Source organism: Massilia genomosp. 1 (assembly GCF_011682185.1).
Classification (GTDB): Bacteria; Pseudomonadota; Gammaproteobacteria; order Burkholderiales; family Burkholderiaceae_D; genus Telluria_A; species Telluria_A rubra.
This window is the reverse complement of sequence record NZ_WHJF01000009.1, coordinates 61,146-82,033: the sequence shown is the minus strand read 5'-3', so window position 1 is coordinate 82,033 and position 20,888 is coordinate 61,146. Positions and strand designations below refer to the sequence as shown.

Here is a 20,888-nt window from a genome sequence, read left to right as displayed (position 1 = left end):
TAAATAGGATTCAGCAACGTGGATTCAGCAAGCGGGGCTCAGCGCCGGGTCGCTTCTTTGAGGAACAGCCAGATGAAGCCCATGTCGTCGATAAAGTAGCGGCGGAACATGCGGCGCGGCTCCTGCAGGAAGCGGTAGAACCACTCCAGGCCGCTTTTCTGCATCCACAGCGGGGCGCGCTTGACCCTGCCGACGGCAACGTCGAAGGTGCCGCCCACGCCCATCGCGAACGGAATTTTCATCTGCGCCTGGTACTGGCCCAAAAAATGTTCCTTTTTGGGCGAACTGATCGCCACGAACAGCAGGTCGGCCCTGGCGGCGGCGATCTGCTCGACCACGCCCGCTTCTTCTTCGGGTTTCCAGTAGCCGTTGCGGTAACCTGCCAGGGTCATGCCGGCGTATTTTTTCTCGTAGATGCGCTTGACGTCGGAGACGACTTCCTCGCGCGCGCCCAGCAGGTAGACGCGCCAGCCTTTTTCGGCGGCGCGCTTCATCAGCGCTTCGAACAGGTCGACCCCGGCCACGCGCTCCTTGAGGGGTTTGCCGAGCAGGCGCGCGGCCCACACCACCGGCATGCCGTCGACGTTGATCAGCGCGCATTCGTTGATGATGCGGCGCAGTTCCGGGTCGCGGTTGGCCTTGACCAGCTTGTCGACGTTGACGACCACGTGCTGGTGGGGGGTGCCGGCGGCAATGAAACCTTCCACTTTTCGCAAGGTTTCTTCCATCGTCAGGTTATCCATCAGACAACCCATCATCTCGATACGCTCGCTCACGCCGGTTCCTTGCTTGCCAGTTCCGTGGTCAACACGGCGACGATGCGCTCGGCCGCCTTGCCATCCCACAGGTGCGGACGGCGGCCCTGTTTGCCTTCGCCGCGCAAGACCTTGCGCGCCTCGGCCACGATGCGCGCCGGATCGGTGCCGACCAGCACGTTCGAACCTTCGTCGACGGTGACCGGGCGCTCGGTGTTTTCACGGATCGTGATGCAGGGCACGCCCAGCGCGGTGGTTTCTTCCTGCAAGCCGCCGCTGTCGGTCAGCACCACCGCCGCGTCCTTCCACAGGTTGAGGAAGGCCATGTAGGCTTGCGGGCCGACCAGGGTGACGTTCGGGCCCAGGTCGATGCCGAAGCTGTCGAGATTGGCGCGGGTGCGCGGATGCACCGGGAAGATCAGCGGCAACTCCTGGGCGATCTCGCGCAGGGCGCCGGCCAGGGTGCGCATCATGGCCGCGTCGTCCACATTGCTGGGACGGTGCAGGGTCACCACGCCGTAGCGCGCGCCGTTGGCGCTGCGCGTGGCCTTGATGGCGCTCGTTTCGTAGGCGGACGTATCGGCCGTGCTGAGCTTGTCTGCCTGGAACAACACATTATCGACCATCACATGGCCGACATAATGGATCGCCGACTCGGCCTTGCCTTCGCGTTGCAGGTGGGTCACGGCGCTGGGCTCGGTGACGAAGAACCAGTCGCTGATGCTGTCGGTGACGAGGCGGTTGATTTCTTCCGGCATGGTCATGTCGCCGCTGCGCAAGCCCGCTTCCACGTGGGCCACGGGAATGTTGAGCTTCTTGGCGGCGATCGAGCAAGCCAGGGTGGAGTTGACGTCGCCCACCACCAGCACGGCGGCCGGGCGCTCGGCCTGGCACAGCTCTTCGAACGCGACCATGATCTTGGCCGTCTGCTGGGCATGGCTGCCGCCGCCGGCGCCCATGAAGATATCGGGCTGGGGAATGCCCAGCTCTTCAAAGAACACATCGTTCATCTCGCGGTCGTAGTGCTGGCCGGTGTGGATGATCTTGAACGTGAGCGCGTCCTGCTGTTGCAAGGCGCGCACGATCGGTGCGATTTTCATGAAGTTGGGTCGAGCACCGGCAACCAGATAGATCAGTGGCATAGTCATCCAGATTTATAAAAAAAGCAATTATAATCGGAAAGGCAAATTCGTTGTCCGCACATTATCGAATGTGCGCGCCCGTCCGGCAAGCGGGCGTTGCGCCCGGAGCCGGTCCGTTGTCGAGACGCATCACGAAGCACGTTCTTGATGGCAACAAGGGGTGTTGAGGGTGAAGCGGATGGGGTCGAACGCCGGCATTGCGGCAAGTCGCTCAAGCGATGGCGGAAGGGGAAAGGCGGCGCTGCCGTTCAGGCAGCCCGTGTCGACCACGGGCCCGAACGCGCGCACCGGGCACCGCGCTTGCGTACCAGGTCCGCGTCGCCTTGCGCCAGCAGGCGCTGGCGCAAGGCAGGGGGAGACATTACGGGGCCTCGAAAAACCGTCGCGAGCGGTGCAAGTTTCGTCGCGGACGCGCATGTCCGAGAAGCGCAGCCGTACGAAGGTACGGTGAGCATCGCAGGGCGAAAATTGCGCCACGCAGTAGGTTTGTCGAGGCTCCCATCAGTTGACCGTCACATCCAGGTCGGTCACCGAGATGACACGTCCGCCAACCGTGATCTTCGCATTGGTATCGCTGAAAACGATCTCCGGTTTCACAGTCAGGCAGTTCGAACGCAGGACCGAGACGAAAAAGCCGCGGTTCTTGGCCGTCGAATAGTTAAACTTGTTCCAGAAATGCGGTCCCGCCGGCACGGTCGGCGCCGGCATGTAACCAACCGAGGTGCTCATCGCAAACGCGTCGGGCGAAGCCACCGTGCCGCACAGCTCGGCCGGCGCCAGGTCGGCGCGGAAGGCGGCCGCAGGACCGGTCACGGCCGCCACGGTGTGCAGGTTGTACTCGTACTTGCGCGGCGTAGCGCTGTTGAGCTGGTCGATCGTCACCAGGGTCGATGGACGAATGAAGACCACGGTGCGCTTCGCCTGGCTCAGCTTGCCCGCATAGGCGGCGGTGGCGTCGCCGGTGCTGATGTCATAGGCGGCCGTCTGCAGGAACTTGGTCAGCTTGCCGGACGCGGCGCGATCGCCCAGGCCGCCGGCGCCCAGGTACTGGCCCTGGCCGCCGTCGAAGGTGATCGCATTGTGCGCCTTGGTCTGCTTGTAGTAGTCGCGCCAGTGCGGCGAGTTGTAGTAGTCGTAGTAACCGCTGTCCATGGCCAGCACTTTGCCCTTCGAGTACATCACAAAGCTGTTCTGGTCGGCATGCGAGTGATTCACCGAGCCGAACGGGCTGCTCTTGAAGAACACCGAGGTGCGGGCACGGTCGGTCAGCGAGCTGTGCATGGCGGCCCAGCCGATCGCCGGGAAGTAGGCGCCGTTCGGCTGGGTGCTCGGCAAGGTGACGACACCGGAGTACTCGCGCGGGCTGAGCAGGATGTGCAGGCGCGCATAGTCTTCGCCGCTTTGCTGCTTGACGTACCAGCGCGACAAAGTGGTGTCGGAGCGGTTCATGACGGCCTTGCCGAAGCGGGCCCAGTCTTCGATCCGGTTCACTTCAGCGCCATCGCCAAATACGCCGACCGGCACGCCGGGCGGCAGCGCGTACGCCATGAAGCGGGCGAATTCGGCCAGCCAGGGCTTGCGGTAGAACGGCACGCCGAGCACACGCTCGATCAGGTCCCACATCAGCAGCGATTCGCCGGCTTCCCAGCCGGCATAGCTCGAACCGTTGGCGAAGCCGCCATCGTCGCCGCCCCACGGGCTGGTGCCGCTGACATATTGCGGCAGCGCGGTGCGCAGCCAGGCGTGGGTCTCGGGCATGTCGCCGCGCACGATCAGCAAGGCGCCGACGAATTTGCCCAGGGCGTTGTAGGCGATCCCGTTTTCCGGATACAGCTTGACCGTGTCGGCCACCTTGTTCAGGCCCGAGTTGCCGCAGGCGAGCACGATGTCCTTGACCATCTGCTTGTCGGCGGCCGTCATGGCGGAATAGGCAAAATCGTAGGCCAGGGCATAGAACCAGGCGTAATCGCGTGTTTCGGAAACGTCGCCGACGCATTTGCGCGCCAGGATGCCGGGCGCAAACAGTTGCATGCGGGCCCGCATTTCGGTCAAGAACCAGGGATTCTTGGTCATATGATAGGCCACGGCCGCCTCGGCCATGCCTTCCAGGAGGCGGTCCTGCTGCCACCAGGTTTCCATGCGCACCGTGGTATTGCTGGAATTAATCTGCGTCTTCAGGGCGCTGGTGACATTGGCCACCGAATTGCGCTGCAAATAGCCGGTCACGGCGACGATGGACGAGGTGCGCTCGGCCTTGGTGGCGGCCACGATGCCCAGGTAATCGGGCTGGCCCTTGAACAGGCGCGGGTGGCCCATCGGCACGCCGGCGTCGAATTTATCGATGGCGGCGGTCAGGGACGTTGGGGCCAGGGCGTTGGCCGTGGCGGTCAGCTCGGCCGTGGTAAACCGTGGCGCGACGGTGGTGAAATTCTGGGCCAGGGCGGGCAGGCACAAGGCCGCCGTCGCCAGTGAAATAACCTTAACTAATCTTATCATGCTGCCAACTCCTCATAACGTTGTCGAAGACGCCGCAAGACTGTCCCGACCATGTACTCGGACTCGACACGTGCCAGTCCGCGCTCGGAGATCATATCCGCCAAGACATTATCATCCAAAATGCGCAAAATACAGGCAGCGAGCTGGGGTATATTGCTCACTTCAACGAGAAAACCACACTTTCCTTGATCCAACATATGTGGCACAGCGCCAACATTGGTGGCCACGACTGGAACCGTTGCCATCATGGCTTCCAAAATTGACATCGGCATCTGTTCCTTGTGCGATGGCAGCACGAAAACGGCCGCTTCGGCCAGCAAGGCGGCACGCGCGCCGGCATCGACCCAGCCCGGCAGGCGTACGCAGTCGGCCACGCCGAGTTCGGCCGCCAGTGCGCGCGCGCCATCGGCGTCGCCGTCGCCGGCCAGCACCAGGCGCGCCTCGGGCGATTGCGCATGCACGGCGGCGAAAGCGCGGATCAGGTCGAACACGCCCTTCTTCTCTTCCAGCCGTCCCAGGAACAGCACGCTGCGCCCGGGCCGGCGCGCCAGCGGCGCGGCGCCGGCGATCGGGTTGGGAAACACCTCGACCGTCTTGAGCCCGGCGCGCGTGCGCAGCCAGGCGGCCGAGACCTCGGTCAGGGCGAAGGCGGCGGCGGCATCGCGCAGCAGGCCGAGCGCGACGCGCTGGCGCCAGCCGGACAGGCGCACGTCGACGAAGTCGATGAATTCCCCCCCGTGCAGGTGGACCAGCACGGGACGGCGGAACAGGCGCGCCGCCGCCATGAAGGGCGCCTTGCGCCAGAAGCTGACCCCGGAGGCCAGATGCACATGCAGCACCGAGACGCGCCCGCGCAGCAGCAGCGCCAGCAATTGAAGCAGCGCGGCCAGCGCGCGCAGCGCCTTGCGCAGCGGCCCGCCGTCGACGTGGGTGGCGATGAAGCGGCAGCGCCCGCCCTCCTCGTAGCCGTGCGCCAGATAGGTCTGGATCACGCTGGCCATGCCGCCGCGCGCTGCCGGCGACGGGCCGATCATGATCACCGACTTCATCAGAGCGTCCCGGCGCTGTCGCTCTCGCGCTCGATATGGGCCGCGCCCAGGTAGCCGGACAGGTCGAGGCGCTGGACCAGCAGCTTGTGCTTGCCCGAGCCGGTGCGCGGGATGCCATCGACCCGCACGATCTCGATATCGAGCCCGCCCTGGGTCTTGGCCAGCACGCCGGCCGCCAGCGCGGCGCGCGCGCGCGGGGTCAGTTCGGTGTCGGACATGACCTTGAGGGTGGCCTTGCCGGGCGCGTCTTGCTCGAACTGCATCATGTCGGCGCTGGCGAGCTGCTCGAAGTGGGCCGCGCCGATGGTGCAGATCGACACCAGGCGGTGATCGCGGCACACCAGGAATTCCTGCAGCCGCCCTTCGATCCGTTCGACCACCGCGAAGCCCGGGCGAATGGTGTTGGGCGCCTTGCTCCACATGGCCAGGTCGCCGGTGCGGTAGCGGATCAGCGGCATGACCCGGTTGTCGAAACCGGTGGCGACGATTTCGCCGATCACGCCCGGTTCCGTAATGGCGCGTCCGTCGTTGTCGACCAGCTCCACCTTGCCGTACAGGGGCCAGAAGAAATAGCGGCTGTCGTCAAGCAGCGAGATGGCCTTGACGGCGCGTTCGGAGTGGCCGTAGTCGAGCAGCACCGGGCAGCCGAACACTTCGCGGATCAGCTCGACCTGGTAATCGTAGACATTCTCGGAAAACAGCTGCACGGCGCGGATGCGCGCGACCAGCTCGGGCGCCGGATTGGCCTTGAACCAGTGCGCCAGCGGCACCAGCGCCGAGGGAAAGGCGTGGATGATGGTCGGCTTCCACTTGGCGATCGCTTCCACGTAGCCGGGCATGTACTGCGCTTCCAGGTGGTCCGACGACAGGTGCAGGTAGCGCTTGATCGGGTCGTACATCCACAGGGAGCCGCCCGGTTTGCCGGCGCCCGGCACGCTGCGCCCGCGCAGCGCCAGGATGACGTCGCCGCTGCCGACCCCGGCGACGGTATCGAACGTGCTGTTATAGGCAAAGTCCTTGGAGCGCGAGACATACTTTTCCAGGTACAGCTTCATCGGCACCGAGGTCGAGCCGCCGGTGAACGCCATCAGGTGGGTTTCCGGGCCCATCTTGTTGGACAGGTAACGGGTGCTGTCGGCCTTGAGCGATTCTTTTTCGAGCAGCGGAAAGGCGGCCAGCAGGCGCGTCGCGTCGGATGGATCGCGCACCTCGGCCAGCGCGCCTTTCAGGTGGGCGTAGGCGGGCACGGTCTCGATCGCCCAGCGCAAGGTAGCGAGCAGTTTTTCGTCGGCGCGGCGCGCGGTCCAGGCCACGTCGTTGCAGCGGTTGATTTCGGCCTGGAACTCATCGTACTTGGCGCCGTAGCGCAGGCGCGTCGGCGCCATCGAGTACACATGGCCGAGCGAGCTCTTGACCCATTGCGGGGCCGCCGTATAGAACTTCAGGAATGGATGGACAATGTCTTCGATCGGCATGTTGATGGGCTTTCTATGCTGTGGTGGTTGTGGTGGCGGCAGCGGCGCGCACGCCGGCCAGTCCGCGGAAGATGCTTTCGTAGCGCGTAATCATGTGCTGCACATCGAAGCGCGCGCGCACCGAGGCCAGCGCGCCCTGCCCCAGGCGCGCGCACAGCGCCGGGTCGCTCAAACGGGTCAAGGCGGCGGTCAGCGCCTTGACGTCGCCGGCCGGGTACAGCAGGCCGTTGACGCCGTCGTCGACCTGCTCGCGCATGCCGCCGACGTCGCTCGACACCAGCGGTTTACCGAGCGCCATGTATTCCAGGGTGGCGATCGGAAAATTCTCGTCGTGCGAGGTCAGGGTCATCACATCGCACATGCCGATGAAGGGCCGCACATCCTGCTGGAAGCCGGCCAGCAGGACCGCCTCGCGCAGGCCGAGCGCATCGATGCGCTCCTCGATCTGCGGGCGCGTCACGCCGTCGCCGACCAGCACCGCGCGCGCCGCCACGCCGTCGCTGCGCAAGCGCGCCAGCGCCTCAAGCAGGTCGCCGTGCCGTTTCTCCTCGCGGAAGATGGCGCACAGGCCGATCACCAGCTCGTGCGGCTTGACGCCGTGCTGGGCGCGCAGGGCGGCAGCCGGCTGCGCCACCAGGTCCGCCGAAAAATGCCCGAGGTCGACCCCGTTATGCACCACTTCGCTGCGGCGCAGCCCGACCCCGAGCTTGGCAAAGAACCCGCGCTGCAACTCGCTGATGAAGATGACGCAGGCGGCGGTCCGATAGAATTGACGATAGACGATGAAACGCAGGCGCGCGCTGCCGCCGCGCCGCACCACGCCCATGCTGTGGCAAATGAAGGCCTGCGGCGGGCGGCGCCGCGCGCGCCAGCCGGCCATGGTGGCGCACATCTGCGAATACTGCGAGGTGGCGATCACCAGGTCGGGCGCCAGGTCGTCCATCAGGCCGGCCAGGCGCTTCAGGGCGCCGAAGTCGACCCCGCCGCCCGAATGGCAGCAGACGATCGGCGCGACCCCGCCCCGTTCCAGCTCGGCGGCCAGTTCGTCGGAATCCTTCAGGTAGGCCACGGCCACCTTGTGGCCGCGCTGGGCCAGGCCGGTCGCCAGCGCCACCAGGTGGCGTTCGGCGCCGCCGAACTTGAGCTGGTCGGCGACGAACAGGAGGGTCATTGGCGTCATCTGGGCTTTCAAGCAATCATGGTCAAAGTTGCGACTCCCGCCGGGGGCGGGGCCGGCAGATGGTTCAGGCCTGGCGCGGCGCGGAAGCCTCGCGCCCCATCGCCAGTGCGATCTGGGCCTTCAGGGCGGCGGCCACGCGTGGGGCGGCGAAGCGTTCAGCGACCGCTTCCGGCCCGCCCTGCCCCGCCGCGCCGTCCAGCGCGGCCAGGCCGGTGCGCAGCATGCGGGTGACCGCTTCGATATCGTCCGGCGCGGCGCAGGCGTCGGCGCTGCCGGCCCACTCGGCGATCAGGTCGGCCGAGGTGCCCGGCGGCGTAATGCCCCAGACCGGGCGGCGCGCGCCGATGTATTCCACCAGTTTGCTTGGCAGGAACACACTGGGCAACTTGCTGGGCGCGTCGATCACCAGCAGCGCATCCGAGTCGCGCGCCAGTTGCAGCGATTCGCGGTAGCCGACCTGGCCGCGCATGCGCACCAGGCCAGCCGGCAGCGCCTTGTAAGCGTCCGAGGCGAGCAGGTTGGGCGAGACGTGGCCGACGAATTCGAAGGCGACCGCATCGAACGCGCCCGGCTGGCGTTCGAGCATGCGCGCCAGCGCGGCGAACAGCGGCTCGGGCGAGCGGGCGCCGTAGCAGGCGCCGATGTGGCGCACCACGTGGCGTACGCCGGGACGCGCCGCCACCGCCGGCGCCAAGGCTGGTGCCGGCGCGGGACCTGCGAAATTGTCCATGTCCCAGGCGTGCGGCAGCACGGCGGCGCGCGCGCGCCAGGCCGGCGGATACTTGGCCATCACCAGGTCCAGGGTGCGCTGCGAGGTGAACAAGACGCGGTCGGCGGCCTTGATCACGCGCCGCTCCAGCGCCGCGTTGACCCGGTGTTCCAGCCAGGTGTTCGGATGGAAGGGATTGTCCGACCAGGGGTCGCTGAAATGCGCCAGCCACGGCAAGCCGGTGCGGCGCTTGATGTCCAGCGCCAGCAGGTGGTCCGACATCGGCATGCCGAAGCTGACCAGCGCCTCGCTGCCGCTGGCGGCGATCCGTTCCAGCGCCGGAGCGAGCGCGCGGCGGCGCCACGGACCCAGGCCGTCGGGAATGGTGTTATACAGCGGCAGCAGGCGGCGCGCGACCTTGTGCAGGAAGCCCTGGAAAAAGGTGCCGGGGCTGGGCACGCACAGCGAGCCGATGCGCTCGAAAAAATCGGGATACTGGTCGTAGGCGTCGGAAAACTGCGGATCGCTGCCGTGCAGCAGCTCGACCCGCGCGTCCAGGTGGTACAGCTGGCGGCCGATCTGGATCGCCTGCGGGGTCAGCTTGGGCGGCGCGTAGTAGCAGATTGCAAAAATCTTCAAGCGCGCTCTCCGAAGCCGGCCAGGGAGTCGAGAATGCGCCGCGAGGCGTGGCCGTCGCCATAGAAATTGCCACCGCTACCGTCCCGCACTTCGCTGTCGAGCAGGCCGGCCACGGCCGTCACGATGCGTTCGCGGTTGGGGCCGACCAGATGCACCATGCCCGACGCCGCCCCTTCCATGCGCTCGGTGACGTCGCGCATGACCACCACTGGCTTGCCCAGGCTCGGCGCTTCTTCCTGGACCCCGCCGGAATCGGTCAGCACCACGGAAGCGTTGATCATCATCGCCACGAACGGCAGGTAGTCGAGTGGCTGGCACAGCACCAGGTTGGCGAAGCCGGCCGGCACCAGATAGCGTTCGACGGCGCCGCGCACAGCCGGATTCGGATGCACGGGGAACACGAAATCGGTCTCGGGATAGCGCGTGCATAGTTCCGCGATGGCGGTGCAGATCGCCTCGAAGCCGGCGCCGAAGCTTTCGCGCCGGTGCGCGGTGACCAGCACGAAGGGGCGGCGCGGCCCGATGAAGCGGTTCAAGCCCTGCGGCTCGAGCGCGGCGGCGACCTGGGCGCGGCAGGCCGGGTCTTCCTGCAGGCGCGCGCGCACCAGGTACAGGGCGTCGATGCCGGTATTGCCGGTGATCAGGGTGCGCTCTTCGGCAATGCCTTCGCGCAGCAGGTTGGCCTTGGCCGGCGCGGTCGGCGGGAAGTGCATTTCGGCGATGGCGCCCACCAGCTTGCGGTTCATCTCTTCCGGGAACGGTTCATAGATATTGCCGGTGCGCAGGCCCGCTTCGACGTGGGCCACCTTGGCCTTGGCGTAAAACGCCGCCAGCGCGCCGGCAAAGGCGGTGGTGGTGTCGCCCTGCACCAGCACCCAGTCCGGACGCTCCTGTTCCAGCACGGGCGCCAGGCCGCCAAGCACGCCGGTGGTCAGTCCTGTCAAGGTCTGGCCCGGCTTCATCAGGTTCAGGTCATGCTCGGGCACAATGCCGAAAAAGGCCAGCACGCTGTCGAGCATTTCGCGGTGCTGGGCGGTGACGCAGACCACGACCTCGAAGCCGCCGTGGGCGCGTGCGGCCAGCACCACCGGCGCCAGTTTGATGGCCTCGGGGCGGGTGCCGAAGACGAAGAGCAGTTTTTGAAGTGCGGGCATGGTCGATCCTGGAATGGTTAATCGTGTTGAGTTGGCGATGCGGGCGATACGGCCGGCGCCTGGGGCAGGAACAGGGCGCGCGCCTCGGGCAGCGCGCCGGCCAGCTTGAGCAGGGCGACATAGGACACGGCGAAGGCGGCGCCGATCAGCACCGCTTCGAGCAGCGGCGCGCGCACCAGGTTGGCCGCATCGAGCAGCGCGGCCAGCGCGCCGGCGCCAACGCAGGCGGCCAGGATGCGCAGCAGCGCGCCCCACTGTTGCAGGCGGCGCAGCGGCACCCCGGTCACGCGCGAGACGCGCCAGAAGCTGAAGGCGTTGCCGGCGGCCAGGGTCACCACATTGCCGAGCGCGGCGCCGGGCACGCCGAACAGCAGCGCGCCGCTGATGCCGGCGGCCAGGCTGACGAACAGCAGGCAGGCGTCGGCGGCCAGCAGGAAGCGGCCCTGGTTGAGCACCACCGTGAGCGTGCTGACCTCGACCGCCACGCCCAACAGGGCCAGGCAATTGATGCGCATGACGTCGGCGGCGAGCAGGTATTTGTCGGTGTAGACCACGGTCACGATATGCACGGCCAGCACGGCCGTGAGCATCAGGGTCGGCAGCAGCACGAAGGCGCTGGCCAGGTTGGCGCGCTGGTTCAGGCGCAGCATGCCGTCCTGGTCCTTGTTCGATTCGAGCGCGGACAGGCGCGGCGCGATGGCGTTGCTGACGCTGTTGCGCACCAGGGCCACCACCGGCATGATGACGGCGCCGATCGAGAAGGCGGCGAAGGCGGCGGCCGGGAACATGGCGGCCGCGACCCACTGGTCGGCCTGGCCGCGCAGCAGGAACAGGGCCGACGCCAGGCCGAACGGCACGCAATAGACCAGCTGGGTGCGCAGCACCGGCATTTGCAACGGAAAGACGCGCCAGCCGTAGTGGCGCCCGATATGCAGCAGCACCAGCACCACCTTGATGGCGGCGTAGGCCACCAGGGCCCCGAACACCACGTCGGCGCGCCCGGACCAGGCGGCGGCGGCCACCATCACCACGCGCAGGATGGCCAGCACCAGGATCATCCTGGCCTGGCCGGCCACGTCGCCGCGCGCATTGGGCAGGAATTCGATCAGGCTGGCCGCCACCCACAGGGTGAGGAAGGCCGGCATGAACCAGGCCGCGCTGTGCATGGCGCGCAGGCTGGCCGGCAGCAGCGGATTCCACGGCCCCAGCGCCAGCCCGGCGCAGGCGCCGCTGAGCAACAGCAACAGCAGGGTCTGGTGTACATACGGCGCGCGCGCCTGCCCTTCATGGCGCGGCAGGAAGTAAAACAGACTGCGCGGCAGCGCGAAGGGCGCGATCGCCATGGCCGTGCCGATCGCCAGCCAGGCCAGGCGGTAATCAGCAAAGGCGGAGGTCGGCAGCAGGCGCACCAGCGCGATCGGCATCAAAAATTGCAGGCCGAAGTCGAGCATGTTGGCGGCGGTCAGGGTGATCGCGCCGCGTTTCAGGCTGGCGCCGGTCATCGCACGCGCCCGCTGGGCAGCGCGCTCATCGCTATGCGCGCGTGCTGGCCGTGTTGCAGGTTCATGCGAGCAGCGCCGACAGGTAGGGGGCGGAGACGGTCTCGGGCGCGAGACGCGTGATGGCGTAGGCGCGGCAACGCGCGCTGCAGGCGGCCAGCTCGGGCGGATCGGCCAGCAGCGCGCGCGCCGCCGCGACGGCGCCGGCGACGTCGGTCACCGCCACGCCCAGGCCCAGGCGGGCGATGATGCCGTCCGGGTCGAACGTGGCGACCACCGGGACGCCATTGGCCCAGGCTTGCAGATAGGTGTTGGGAAAGCCCTCGAAGGACGAGGTGTTCACAAAAATGCGGGTGCGCGCGAACAGGCTGCGCGTGGTGCCGAACTTGACCTGGCCGTGGAAGCGCAGATTGGGCAAGGCGCGGCTGCCCCGTTCGGTGCGCACGTACAGATCGAGCTCGGCCGGATTGGCGCCGCCGGCCATCTCGCAGACCAGTTCGGGCAGCTCGCGCACCATGTCGATGAACCACTCGGGACGCTTCATCGAGCGCATATTGGCCAGCCACAGCAGGTCGGTGGCCCGCTCGGCGGGCGCGAGGACGGTCTCGGGCAGGTCGGAAAACATGCCGGCCACTTCGGCATGCAAGCCATAGTTTTTCAGCAGCAACGCGGCTTGCTTGTCGGTTTGCGCCAGGATCGCGTCGGCACGGCGCAGGCCATAGTGATACAGGGCGCGGTCGCGCGCGTTCGAGAGCATCAATGTATCGGGCGCGCAATCGGCGTCGGAGGCGATGCGGAACACCAGGCGGCGCCCGTGGCGCTGGCAAAAGGCGGCGACGATGCCAACGCTGGCGCCCGCACAGCTGACGTAATACACGTCGGCGGCGGCCGCCTTCAGGCCGGCCCAGGTGGCGGTCAGGCGCGGCGCGAAAAAGCGCAGGCCGGGCACGCCGGCATCGAGGGCGAAGGTCTTGCGCACGGTCACGCCGCCGACCTGCTCGACCGCCTGCTGGCCAAAGTCGCCCACCAGCGAGGTGACCTGGTGGCCGCTGCGCGCCAGGTAGCGAGACATCAGCGCGTGCTGCACTTCTTCGCCGCCGATGTGGACGTTTTTTCCATCCAGGTCGGCAATGACGCCCCAGGCGTTATAGTTCAGCATGCAGATGCGCGCCGATGTGCGCTGTGCTGCATGACCGTGTACCGAGTCGCGCTGCATTGAGTTGATATCCGTCACGTTGCCAGCTCGTCTTTCCGTAGGTCAAAGGGCTTGTCGTGCCAGGGCGCCGGTTCCCGATGCCGGTTCCTGTCCTTCAGGCGGTACACGCCGCCGCAACCCATCAGGATGCCAAGCATGATCCAGAAATACGATTGCGAAAATGTGGGGGTGAACATATCGTCGGTAAAGCCCTGGATGAACCACACGGGAATCATCACGGCGCCGCCGGCGAACATGCCTTGCAGGCTGGGGCTGGCATGCTCGCGCGACAGGCGCAAGAATTCGCGCCGCACGAACAGCAGGAAGGCCAGCACGAAGCCGAAGCCGACCAGGCCCAGGTCCATCAGGCCGCCCAGCCAGGCGCTGTGGGTCTGCGCCACCGGCAGCATCTTGTTCAGGCGCACGGGCGGGCTCCACAAGAGCGAGCGCACGCCTTTCGGCAACACCGGCTCTTCCAGCACATACGGCAGCAGCGGCAGCCAGATGCCGTCCAGGCGGCCGGCGGTGACGGCGCCGCGGTCGCCGTTGCCGACCCCGGTCAGGGCGCGTTCGAGGATCGGTTCGATCACCAGCGGGCCGATGCAGCCGGCCACGATCACGCCGATGATGACGGTCTTGACGCTGATGCGCTTCCAGAAGTAAATCAGGTTGACCAGGATGAAGCCGACGAAGCCGCCGCGCGAGAAGGTCATCAGCACGCACACGGCGAACACCACGGAAGAAACGAACAGCAGGCGGCGCTGGGCGTCGCCGGCCCCGCGCAGCGAGAACAGGGTCACCGCGTACAGCATGTTCAACAACAAGCTCATCTCGTTGGCGTGCATGCCGAGGGTGCCCAGGAAGTCGCGCGCCAGGGGCGAGGCCAGCTGGCGCAGCGACATGCCCGAGATCAGCAGGCGCCAGCCCACCAGGGCGCAGAATGTCCAGCCGGACATGAGCATCAGGTACAGGAATTTTTCCGGCTTTTTGCTGTGGCGCACCGACAGCCCCACCATCAACGCCAGCAGCACCAGGAATTGCGGCTTGATGAACATGTCGCGCAGATAGCCGAAGCCGTCGTGGTACTGGATCAGGCGTTCGGCTTCGAAGCGCGGCGGAATCAGGTTGACGTTGGACATGCCGACCACGCAGGCGATGCCGATCGGCAGCACATACCAGGCGAGCAGGCGCATCGGCGCGAGCGGATCGTGCCAGCGCCGCAGTCCGGCATGGACGACGTAGGAGACGATGGTCAGGAACAAGATCATGTTGAGCGGATTGAGACCGCGGATGCCCAGCATTTCGTGCGGAAAGAAGGCCAGCGCCGAGAGCGGCATGATGACGATGGCGGCGGCCACCCCGACCCGGAAATCGAGCATGACCCACAAGCTGAGGGCGCACATGATCACGGCCGCCGGCACCAGCACGCCCAGGGTCGGCACGGCGGCCCCGAACAGGGCCGCGAGCAGCAGCAGCGCAACGATGCCGACCAGCGCCGTCCACTTGCTGCCGCCCTTGTAGCGGCGCGACTGGGGAACCGGGTGCTCGATCATGCCGGCCCCTGTGCGTTCGATCCGCCGCGCATCACGCAGGAGCGCCGATCAGCTTGGCGCGCACGGATGGCGCAAGGTGCTTCATCAGGTCGTTGACAAAGGCATCCTGGACGGCAAACGCAGCCTGGTCGTCGGTCTCGATGGACGAGACGCGGAACAGGTAGCCGTCGGGAATGTAATCGGACAGGGCGTACTTGAGCTGCACGATCTGGCGGTCGAGGTAGCTGCGCACCACGCTGCTGCCCATGGTGAACCAGTACGTGACCGGTTCGTTGCGCGGACCATGGCTGGCCACCATGCGCGTGACGGGCACCGGCAAGCCGTCGAACACCAGGTTTTCATTGTGCAGGTCGCGGATCTGGAAACCCTGGGCCGCGTAGCAGACTTCCTGGCGGTGCGCGCGCATCGACTGGGTCTGGTTGGAGCCGTAGGCGATGGTCAGCATCACGCGCTGGCCGCGGCTGTTGATGTAGGTGCGCGAGAGGGTCTGGCTGTAGATGGCCGCCACTTTTTCCTGCTGCACGGACGAGGGCACCATGGCCACGGCGTCGGGATCGATCTTCCAGTCGCCGAAGGCGGCCGGGACGCTCGTATCGAGCATGATCGCGGGCAGGCTGTCGGACAGCATTTTCTGCGGCTTGATGGCGATTGTCGCCAGCAGGGCCGCGCCCATCAGCAGCGCGGCCGGAATCGCCATGCGCAGCGGGCCGTAGTTGGCCGACAGGGCCGGCGGCCCGGCTTCGCTGGCGAACAGGGGCAGCGCTTCCTTGTCGGACGCGCCGAAGCGCAGCAGCGAATCGGTGGCGATGATCAGGAGCAGCGCCGAGACGAACAGCACCATGCCGGCGAAGCCGTGCAGGAAGCCCTGCCCGGCCGCGTCGCCCAGGTGGTAGGTAATGAGCGTGAGCACCATGACCCGGATCACATTCGACATGAAGGAGATCGGCACGATCAGGATCGCCAGGGTGACGTTGCGGAACAGCGAATTGTGGCGCACCACATTCAGGTACAGCAGGCCCAGCGCTTCGAGCGTAAACAGCGTGTGCAGGCCGGCGCAGGCGTCGGCCACGAGCAGCTTGTACTGGCCGATCTGGAGGATCACGCCGCTGCGCGAAATCGGATAGCCGACCCAGTACAGCACGTTGCCGACCACCCAGGAAACGGCGGTTTTCATGGGCATGGTCAGCATGTCGACCAGGGAACCGGGCAGCGGCAGCATGAACAGCATGAAGAAGAACGGGAACCACTGGGCGCGCAGGGCGCGCGTGCCGCGCATGAGCAGGATGAGCGCCATCAGGGTGCCGAGGTAGGAACCGATCTCGAAGATGGCGATGCCTTGCGAGCGCCCGATGAAGTAGACCAACACCGACAGCACCAGCAGCGGCCAGCCCAGCGGACTGCTGCGTTCGCCTTCGCTGACGGCCAGCATCTGGCCCCAGTTGCGGTACAGCAGCCAATGCGCGATGCCGAGGATGATCGGGCCGTGCGCCTGCTCTTCGGTCGCCCACAGGCCGGTAAACATGTCGTAAAAGCTCGGCACATACAGCAGCAGCAGGCCGAGCGCGAGCGGCGCCCAGGACGGCAGCGCGCCGTTGCCGGACAGGCCGGCCGGCATGTTCGACTTGGCCTGCGTGCTCATTTGAAGTCCACCAGCACCGACCCGACCACCACGGCGCCGTTCTGGGCCACCTGTTCGGCCAGGGCGTTGACGTCGCCCATGTGGGTCTTGTTCTTGCGCGCGACGATCAGCACGCCGCCGGTGCGGGCGGCCAGCACCAGGGCGTCCAGGCCGGTCTGGCTGGCGGCCACGTCGTACAGGGTGACGTCGTATTTCGATTCGAGCTGGGCGTTCAGGCCGGCGAAGTTGCTGCGGCTGAGCAGTTCCTGGGGATTCGGCGGCAAGGTGCCGGCGCCCAGCACCGACAGGTCGACGAAGGAGCCGATATGCGCGGTGACGTCGAGCTCCGCGCGCCCGGCCAGCACGTCGGACAAGCCCTGCTTGCCGGGAATGTTAAAGATGGTGTGCTGGGCCGGTTTGCGCAGGTTGGCGTCGACCAGCAGGGTGTGCTCGCCCAATTGCGAAAACACCACCGCGAGGTTGGCCGCGAACAGGCTGGCGCCGTCGCCGCGGTCGATGCCGACCACGGTGAGCGACTTGCGCCCGCGCGCGAACCAGCGCAGCATCAGCTGGCTGCGCACGGCGCGCAGGGTTTCGACCTGCGGGCTGAAGGGATCGTAGGCGGCCACCAGGTGCGGCGAATAACTGCCCTCGCCCGGCTGCAGGTAGGGATAGTCGAACTGGCGCGCCAGCACTTGCTGGATGTCGGCTTCGTTGATCAGGCCCAGGCGCTGGGCGGCCTCGCCGAAGCGGATCCCGAGCTCCTTCTGCATGCGCAGCACGCGCTCGGCGTTTTCGGGGGTGATCTTGCCCGATTCGAGCAGCAAGCCGCCGATGCTCGAATCGGCGCGTTTCAATTTCTCGGAGGCGGCCAGGGAAAGCTCGGTCTGCGTCATGGTATTTCCTATTGTTGGTTCGGGCGCGGGCGGGCTAGCCCAGGCGCAGGCGGCGGGGCAGCAGCGAATTGATCGCACTGTAGCGGCGCTTGGACGCGGCCCAGTCGATCACGCCGAGCACCGGCATCTGCAGCACTTCGGCCATATCGGTTTCGGAGCGCACGCGGCGGTCGATCATTTCGGTCAGCAGGGCAAAGCCCAGGCCCAGCATCACGCCCAGGAAGGCGGACAGCATGGTATTGAGCATCACGCGCGGACCGCTGGCGCCCAGCGGCGCGGTGGCCGGATTGAGCACGGCGATATCGGACTGCTCGGAAGCGCCTTCGATGCGGGTTTGCGAGAAGCGCTGCGAGGTGGCGTCGAAGGCGCGCTGGGCGCTCTCGACATCCTTGACCAGCACGCCGAGTTCATCGCGGCTGCGGTTCAGTTCCAGCACTTTGGCCTTCTGGGCCGCCAGCGCCGCGCGCACCGCGCCTTCGCGTTGCTGCAGGATGGCGGCGTTGTTGCCGACGCTGCTGGAGGCCGAACGCTGCTGGGAAGACAGGTTGGCGTTGATCTTGTCGACTTCAGCCTTGATGCTCAGGTATTGCGGATGGTTCACACCGAGGCGCTGGCCGGCTTCGGCCAGGCGCGATTCGGCGCCGGCCAGTTGCACCTTGAGGTTCTGGACCAGCGGATTGGAAGCCACATCGGGCGAATCGGCGCCGCGCGCGCCCTGCGCCATGCCCTGGCGCGAATTGGCTTCCATGGCCTGGCCCTGGGCCGCGACCAGCTGCGCCGACAGGTCGTTGAGGCGGTTCGATTCGACGTCGAGACGGTTGTCGACGCTGACGATGCCATTGTCTTGCTGGTACTTGGAGAGGCGGCTCTGGGCCGCTTCCACGTTACCGCGCAGCATTTTGGTCTGCTCGTTGAAGTAGGCAGCCGCCTTTTTCATCGGTTCGACCTTCAGCTCGATGCTCAGCTTCTGGTATTCCTCGGCGAAGGCATTCGCCACGGACGCCACGAATTGCGGATCGGCGCCCTTGAAATTGATTTCGACCACGCTGCTTTCGCGCGAGGGGACCACGTCGAGCTTGTGCAGCAGCAGGTCGGCCAGCCAGTCGCGCACGGTGCCGCGACCGCCGGTGGCTTTCTTGAACTGCTCGACCACGGTCGGGTTTTCCGCCATTTTCAGCTGGTCGACCACGCGCCCGGCCACGTTCTTGCTGCTGATGATGTCGATCTGGGTCGCCATATAGCCCGGCAACAGCTGGCTCGGCATGGCAATCCCGGTCAGCGGATCGACGCCCTTGTAATTGAGCAGCACCGACGCCGTGGACTGGTAAGTCTTGGGCATCGACAGGCTGACCATCAGGGTCAGCGTGACGGTGACGAGCAAGGTCGCCAGGATGATGTACTTGCGCGCATACAAGATCAGCAGGAACTGGGATAAATTCATTTAGCAACTCTCAATGTGGTGCGGCGGCCAGGAGCGGGAGCCCGGGCCGGGAAATCAGAACCAGCTTTCCTTGACGAAGACGACATCGTCCACTTGCAGCAGGTCGTCCTGCTTGGCGTCGATCAGGCGGATCTTGCCATCCGCATCGCGGCGCTTGATCACCAGGCCGCGTTCGGTGCCGCGCATGGACAGGCCGCCGCCGGCCGACAGGGCTTGCACCACGGTCATCGAACGCTCGAGGCGGAACGCGCCCGGGCGCTGGACTTCGCCGTAGATATAGAACTTGGGTGCGCGCTCGACGTACAGGACGTCGTTGCCGGACAAAACGTAATCCTTGTTCAGCTGGCCGTTGCGGACCATCTCGATGACATCGATCTCTTCGCGCGTGGTCTTGCCGTCGCGGGTGCGGATCAGGCTGAGACGGTCGCCGCCTTCGCCGTTGATGCCGCCGGCCATGGCCAGCAAGTCGATCAGGCTGCGCTTGCCTTCGATCGGGTAACGGCCGGGACGGTTAACCTGGCCCAGCACCGCGACCTGCTGGCTCTGCACGGCGGTGACGATGACGTTGACTTGCGGCTTCTTGACGAAGTTGCCCGCTTCCAGCATGGAAGCGATCTTTTTTTCCGCAGCGGCGGCCGACAGGCCGGCCACCGGCACCTGGCCGATCAGCGGATAACTGATATTGCCGCCTTCGCTGACCCGGGTTTCCAGGGTCAGGTCGGGGCTGCCGTAGACGGAGACCTTGAGCACGTCGCCCGGTCCGAGCGGCAAGTCGGCCGCCATGGCCGCGCCCATTGTCAGTGTCGCCAGAAAAGCCATCAGGCCGTGTACCAGTGTTTTCATCTAAGTCACCTTCTCATCAGTTTCAGTTGTCGGAATCGCGGCCGGGCCGCTTATTTCAGGCCGGCCACGCCGCGCGCGGTGGCCGCATCGTCGGAGGCCGGCGTTGCCGCTGGCTCGGCCGGGGCTGGCGCGACGGCCGCTGGCGCTGGCGTCGCGGCGACCGGAGCGGCTGGCGCGGCGGCCAGGGTCGGGGCCTTCAGGTAATCGATCTTGGCGGCCGTGCGCAAGCGTTTGAGCTCGGCATCGGCGGCGTCCTTGGTACGCTTGTTGAACAGGAATTTCTCGATCTGCGGCGCCGCCACCTCGAGCGTGGCCGGGTTGTCGCGCACGTCGACGATCGAGACCAGCATGCTGCGCTCGCCTTCCTTGACGATAAACAGCTGGTTCTTCGGCATGCTTTTCAGCTTGGCCGACATGTCCGGGGCCAGGTCGGAGGTGGTGCGCGAAGCCTGGGTGCGCATGTACTTGACCTTGTTGGCGTCGAACCAGGCGGCGACGTCGTCCAGCGACTTGGCGTGCTCGGCCACGGTCTTGACTTCCTCGCTCAGGTCCTTGGACTGGATGACCAGTTGCTTCATGTCGAACTGCTTGCGGTTGGCAAAGAAATCCGGGTTCTGGGTGTAGTAAGCATTCACTTCCGCGGGGGTCGGACGGGCCACGCTGCCGACTTTTTTCTGCATGTAGGCCTGGGCGATGATCAGGGCCTTGGCCCGTTCGATCGCCTGCACCACTTTGGGGTCGCGGTCGGTCTTGTCTTTGGCCGCTTCGTTTTGCAGCAACTGGCGGTCGATCAGGGCTTCGACCAGCTTCTTGCTGGCGTCGGTCTGCTGGGCCGGCGGCACGTTGGCCAGCATCAGCTCCTCGCTCAGCTGCATTTCGGTGATCTCTTCTCCATTGACGCTGACCAGCGCTTGCCCCACTTTGGGTTTGCTGTCTTTATTGCCGCAGCCGGCCAGTCCGGCCAGCGCAACCATCAGGGCGGCGCACAGCAAACGTTTGTGTGAAGGGGGCGACATGGCCAGGGTGGAGTTGTTCAATTTGGTCCTCGATTTTTTTGTTATAAAGCTTGATTAATACACAACGACATTGCCGGGATTATTACACATATCGGCAAATCGATGCGTTTAAATGGCGCCGTTATTCCGCCCCGCATCATGCCGCCGGACTGTTCCGGAGCACCCTTGCACGGCTTCATTTTAACGCGTTAGCGATGACAGCGAAACAACTTTGCTGCACTGCGGCAG

The 20,888-nt window shown here is 66.1% G+C and carries 16 protein-coding genes; all 16 read right to left on the bottom strand.

Annotated elements, in window-relative coordinates; translation table 11 throughout:
- Window positions 1-38 precede the first annotated feature (38 nt).
- Complete coding sequence (locus tag F1735_RS05495) at window positions 39-776, bottom strand: WecB/TagA/CpsF family glycosyltransferase (RefSeq protein WP_373888476.1); 738 nt, start codon at window positions 774-776, stop codon at window positions 39-41.
- Window positions 773-1,897 (bottom strand): non-hydrolyzing UDP-N-acetylglucosamine 2-epimerase, encoded by a 1,125-nt coding sequence (wecB, locus tag F1735_RS05490; protein WP_167235984.1) that lies wholly within the window; start codon window positions 1,895-1,897, stop codon window positions 773-775. The genes F1735_RS05495 and wecB (F1735_RS05490) overlap by 4 nt, the downstream gene beginning before the upstream one ends.
- A 501-nt stretch (window positions 1,898-2,398) precedes the next feature.
- Window positions 2,399-4,393, bottom strand: a complete 1,995-nt coding sequence (locus F1735_RS05485; RefSeq protein ID WP_167235983.1) for a heparinase II/III domain-containing protein — start codon at window positions 4,391-4,393, stop codon at window positions 2,399-2,401.
- Entirely contained in the window at window positions 4,390-5,442 is a 1,053-nt protein-coding gene (locus tag F1735_RS05480) for a glycosyltransferase family 4 protein (RefSeq protein ID WP_167235982.1), read from the bottom strand. Before F1735_RS05480 ends, F1735_RS05485 begins: the two co-directional genes overlap by 4 nt.
- On the bottom strand, window positions 5,442-6,917 hold the full coding sequence (locus tag F1735_RS05475; RefSeq protein WP_167235981.1) for a phenylacetate--CoA ligase family protein: 1,476 nt from the start codon (window positions 6,915-6,917) through the stop codon (window positions 5,442-5,444). The genes F1735_RS05480 and F1735_RS05475 overlap by 1 nt, the downstream gene beginning before the upstream one ends.
- A gap of 13 nt (window positions 6,918-6,930) precedes the next feature.
- The gene (locus F1735_RS05470) at window positions 6,931-8,097 is read right to left on the bottom strand and encodes a glycosyltransferase (protein WP_222852949.1); all 1,167 of its coding nucleotides are present in this window, start codon (window positions 8,095-8,097) and stop codon (window positions 6,931-6,933) included.
- A 64-nt stretch (window positions 8,098-8,161) separates the two neighbouring features.
- Entirely contained in the window at window positions 8,162-9,445 is a 1,284-nt protein-coding gene (locus F1735_RS05465; protein WP_167235979.1) for a glycosyltransferase, read from the bottom strand.
- Window positions 9,442-10,599: a non-hydrolyzing UDP-N-acetylglucosamine 2-epimerase gene (gene wecB / locus F1735_RS05460; protein WP_167235978.1), complete on the bottom strand. Its 1,158-nt coding sequence runs from the start codon at window positions 10,597-10,599 to the stop codon at window positions 9,442-9,444. Before wecB (F1735_RS05460) ends, F1735_RS05465 begins: the two co-directional genes overlap by 4 nt.
- Window positions 10,600-10,616: 17 nt before the next feature.
- Window positions 10,617-12,101, bottom strand: coding sequence for a lipopolysaccharide biosynthesis protein (locus tag F1735_RS05455; protein WP_167235977.1), 1,485 nt, complete (start codon window positions 12,099-12,101; stop codon window positions 10,617-10,619).
- Window positions 12,102-12,162: 61 nt separating this feature from the next.
- On the bottom strand, window positions 12,163-13,314 hold the full coding sequence (locus F1735_RS05450) for a glycosyltransferase family 4 protein (protein ID WP_167235976.1): 1,152 nt from the start codon (window positions 13,312-13,314) through the stop codon (window positions 12,163-12,165).
- A gap of 14 nt (window positions 13,315-13,328) precedes the next feature.
- Window positions 13,329-14,846, bottom strand: a complete 1,518-nt coding sequence (locus F1735_RS05445) for an O-antigen ligase family protein (protein WP_167235975.1) — start codon at window positions 14,844-14,846, stop codon at window positions 13,329-13,331.
- A 31-nt stretch (window positions 14,847-14,877) separates the two neighbouring features.
- A complete protein-coding gene (gene xrtB / locus F1735_RS05440) occupies window positions 14,878-16,485 on the bottom strand; it encodes an exosortase B (protein ID WP_167235974.1) in 1,608 nt (535 codons plus the stop codon).
- Complete coding sequence (gene epsG / locus F1735_RS05435; RefSeq protein ID WP_167235973.1) at window positions 16,482-17,360, bottom strand: chain length determinant protein tyrosine kinase EpsG; 879 nt, start codon at window positions 17,358-17,360, stop codon at window positions 16,482-16,484. The genes xrtB and epsG overlap by 4 nt, the downstream gene beginning before the upstream one ends.
- Window positions 17,361-17,394: 34 nt before the next feature.
- The gene (epsF, locus tag F1735_RS05430) at window positions 17,395-18,801 is read right to left on the bottom strand and encodes a chain length determinant protein EpsF (RefSeq protein ID WP_167235972.1); all 1,407 of its coding nucleotides are present in this window, start codon (window positions 18,799-18,801) and stop codon (window positions 17,395-17,397) included.
- Between the two features lie 54 nt (window positions 18,802-18,855).
- Window positions 18,856-19,644: a polysaccharide export protein EpsE gene (gene epsE / locus F1735_RS05425; protein WP_167235971.1), complete on the bottom strand. Its 789-nt coding sequence runs from the start codon at window positions 19,642-19,644 to the stop codon at window positions 18,856-18,858.
- 50 nt (window positions 19,645-19,694) lie between these two features.
- Complete coding sequence (locus F1735_RS05420; RefSeq protein WP_308626712.1) at window positions 19,695-20,681, bottom strand: EpsD family peptidyl-prolyl cis-trans isomerase; 987 nt, start codon at window positions 20,679-20,681, stop codon at window positions 19,695-19,697.
- Between the last annotated feature and the right edge of the window lie 207 nt (window positions 20,682-20,888).

What these genes read in the sequence shown, in the direction of transcription:
- F1735_RS05475 (WP_167235981.1), bottom strand. Translation starts at nt 6,917, where the DNA reads ATGCCGATCGAAGACATTGTCCATCCATTCCTGAAGTTCTATACGGCG.
- epsE (WP_167235971.1), bottom strand. Translation starts at nt 19,644, where the DNA reads ATGAAAACACTGGTACACGGCCTGATGGCTTTTCTGGCGACACTGACA.
- F1735_RS05480 (WP_167235982.1), bottom strand. Translation starts at nt 5,442, where the DNA reads ATGAAGTCGGTGATCATGATCGGCCCGTCGCCGGCAGCGCGCGGCGGC.
- F1735_RS05485 (WP_167235983.1), bottom strand. Translation starts at nt 4,393, where the DNA reads ATGATAAGATTAGTTAAGGTTATTTCACTGGCGACGGCGGCCTTGTGC.
- xrtB (WP_167235974.1), bottom strand. Translation starts at nt 16,485, where the DNA reads ATGAGCACGCAGGCCAAGTCGAACATGCCGGCCGGCCTGTCCGGCAAC.
- wecB (WP_167235984.1), bottom strand. Translation starts at nt 1,897, where the DNA reads ATGCCACTGATCTATCTGGTTGCCGGTGCTCGACCCAACTTCATGAAA.
- F1735_RS05445 (WP_167235975.1), bottom strand. Translation starts at nt 14,846, where the DNA reads ATGATCGAGCACCCGGTTCCCCAGTCGCGCCGCTACAAGGGCGGCAGC.
- wecB (WP_167235978.1), bottom strand. Translation starts at nt 10,599, where the DNA reads ATGCCCGCACTTCAAAAACTGCTCTTCGTCTTCGGCACCCGCCCCGAG.
- epsF (WP_167235972.1), bottom strand. Translation starts at nt 18,801, where the DNA reads ATGAATTTATCCCAGTTCCTGCTGATCTTGTATGCGCGCAAGTACATC.
- F1735_RS05455 (WP_167235977.1), bottom strand. Translation starts at nt 12,101, where the DNA reads ATGACCGGCGCCAGCCTGAAACGCGGCGCGATCACCCTGACCGCCGCC.
- F1735_RS05470 (WP_222852949.1), bottom strand. Translation starts at nt 8,097, where the DNA reads ATGACGCCAATGACCCTCCTGTTCGTCGCCGACCAGCTCAAGTTCGGC.
- epsG (WP_167235973.1), bottom strand. Translation starts at nt 17,360, where the DNA reads ATGACGCAGACCGAGCTTTCCCTGGCCGCCTCCGAGAAATTGAAACGC.
- F1735_RS05450 (WP_167235976.1), bottom strand. Translation starts at nt 13,314, where the DNA reads ATGCAGCGCGACTCGGTACACGGTCATGCAGCACAGCGCACATCGGCG.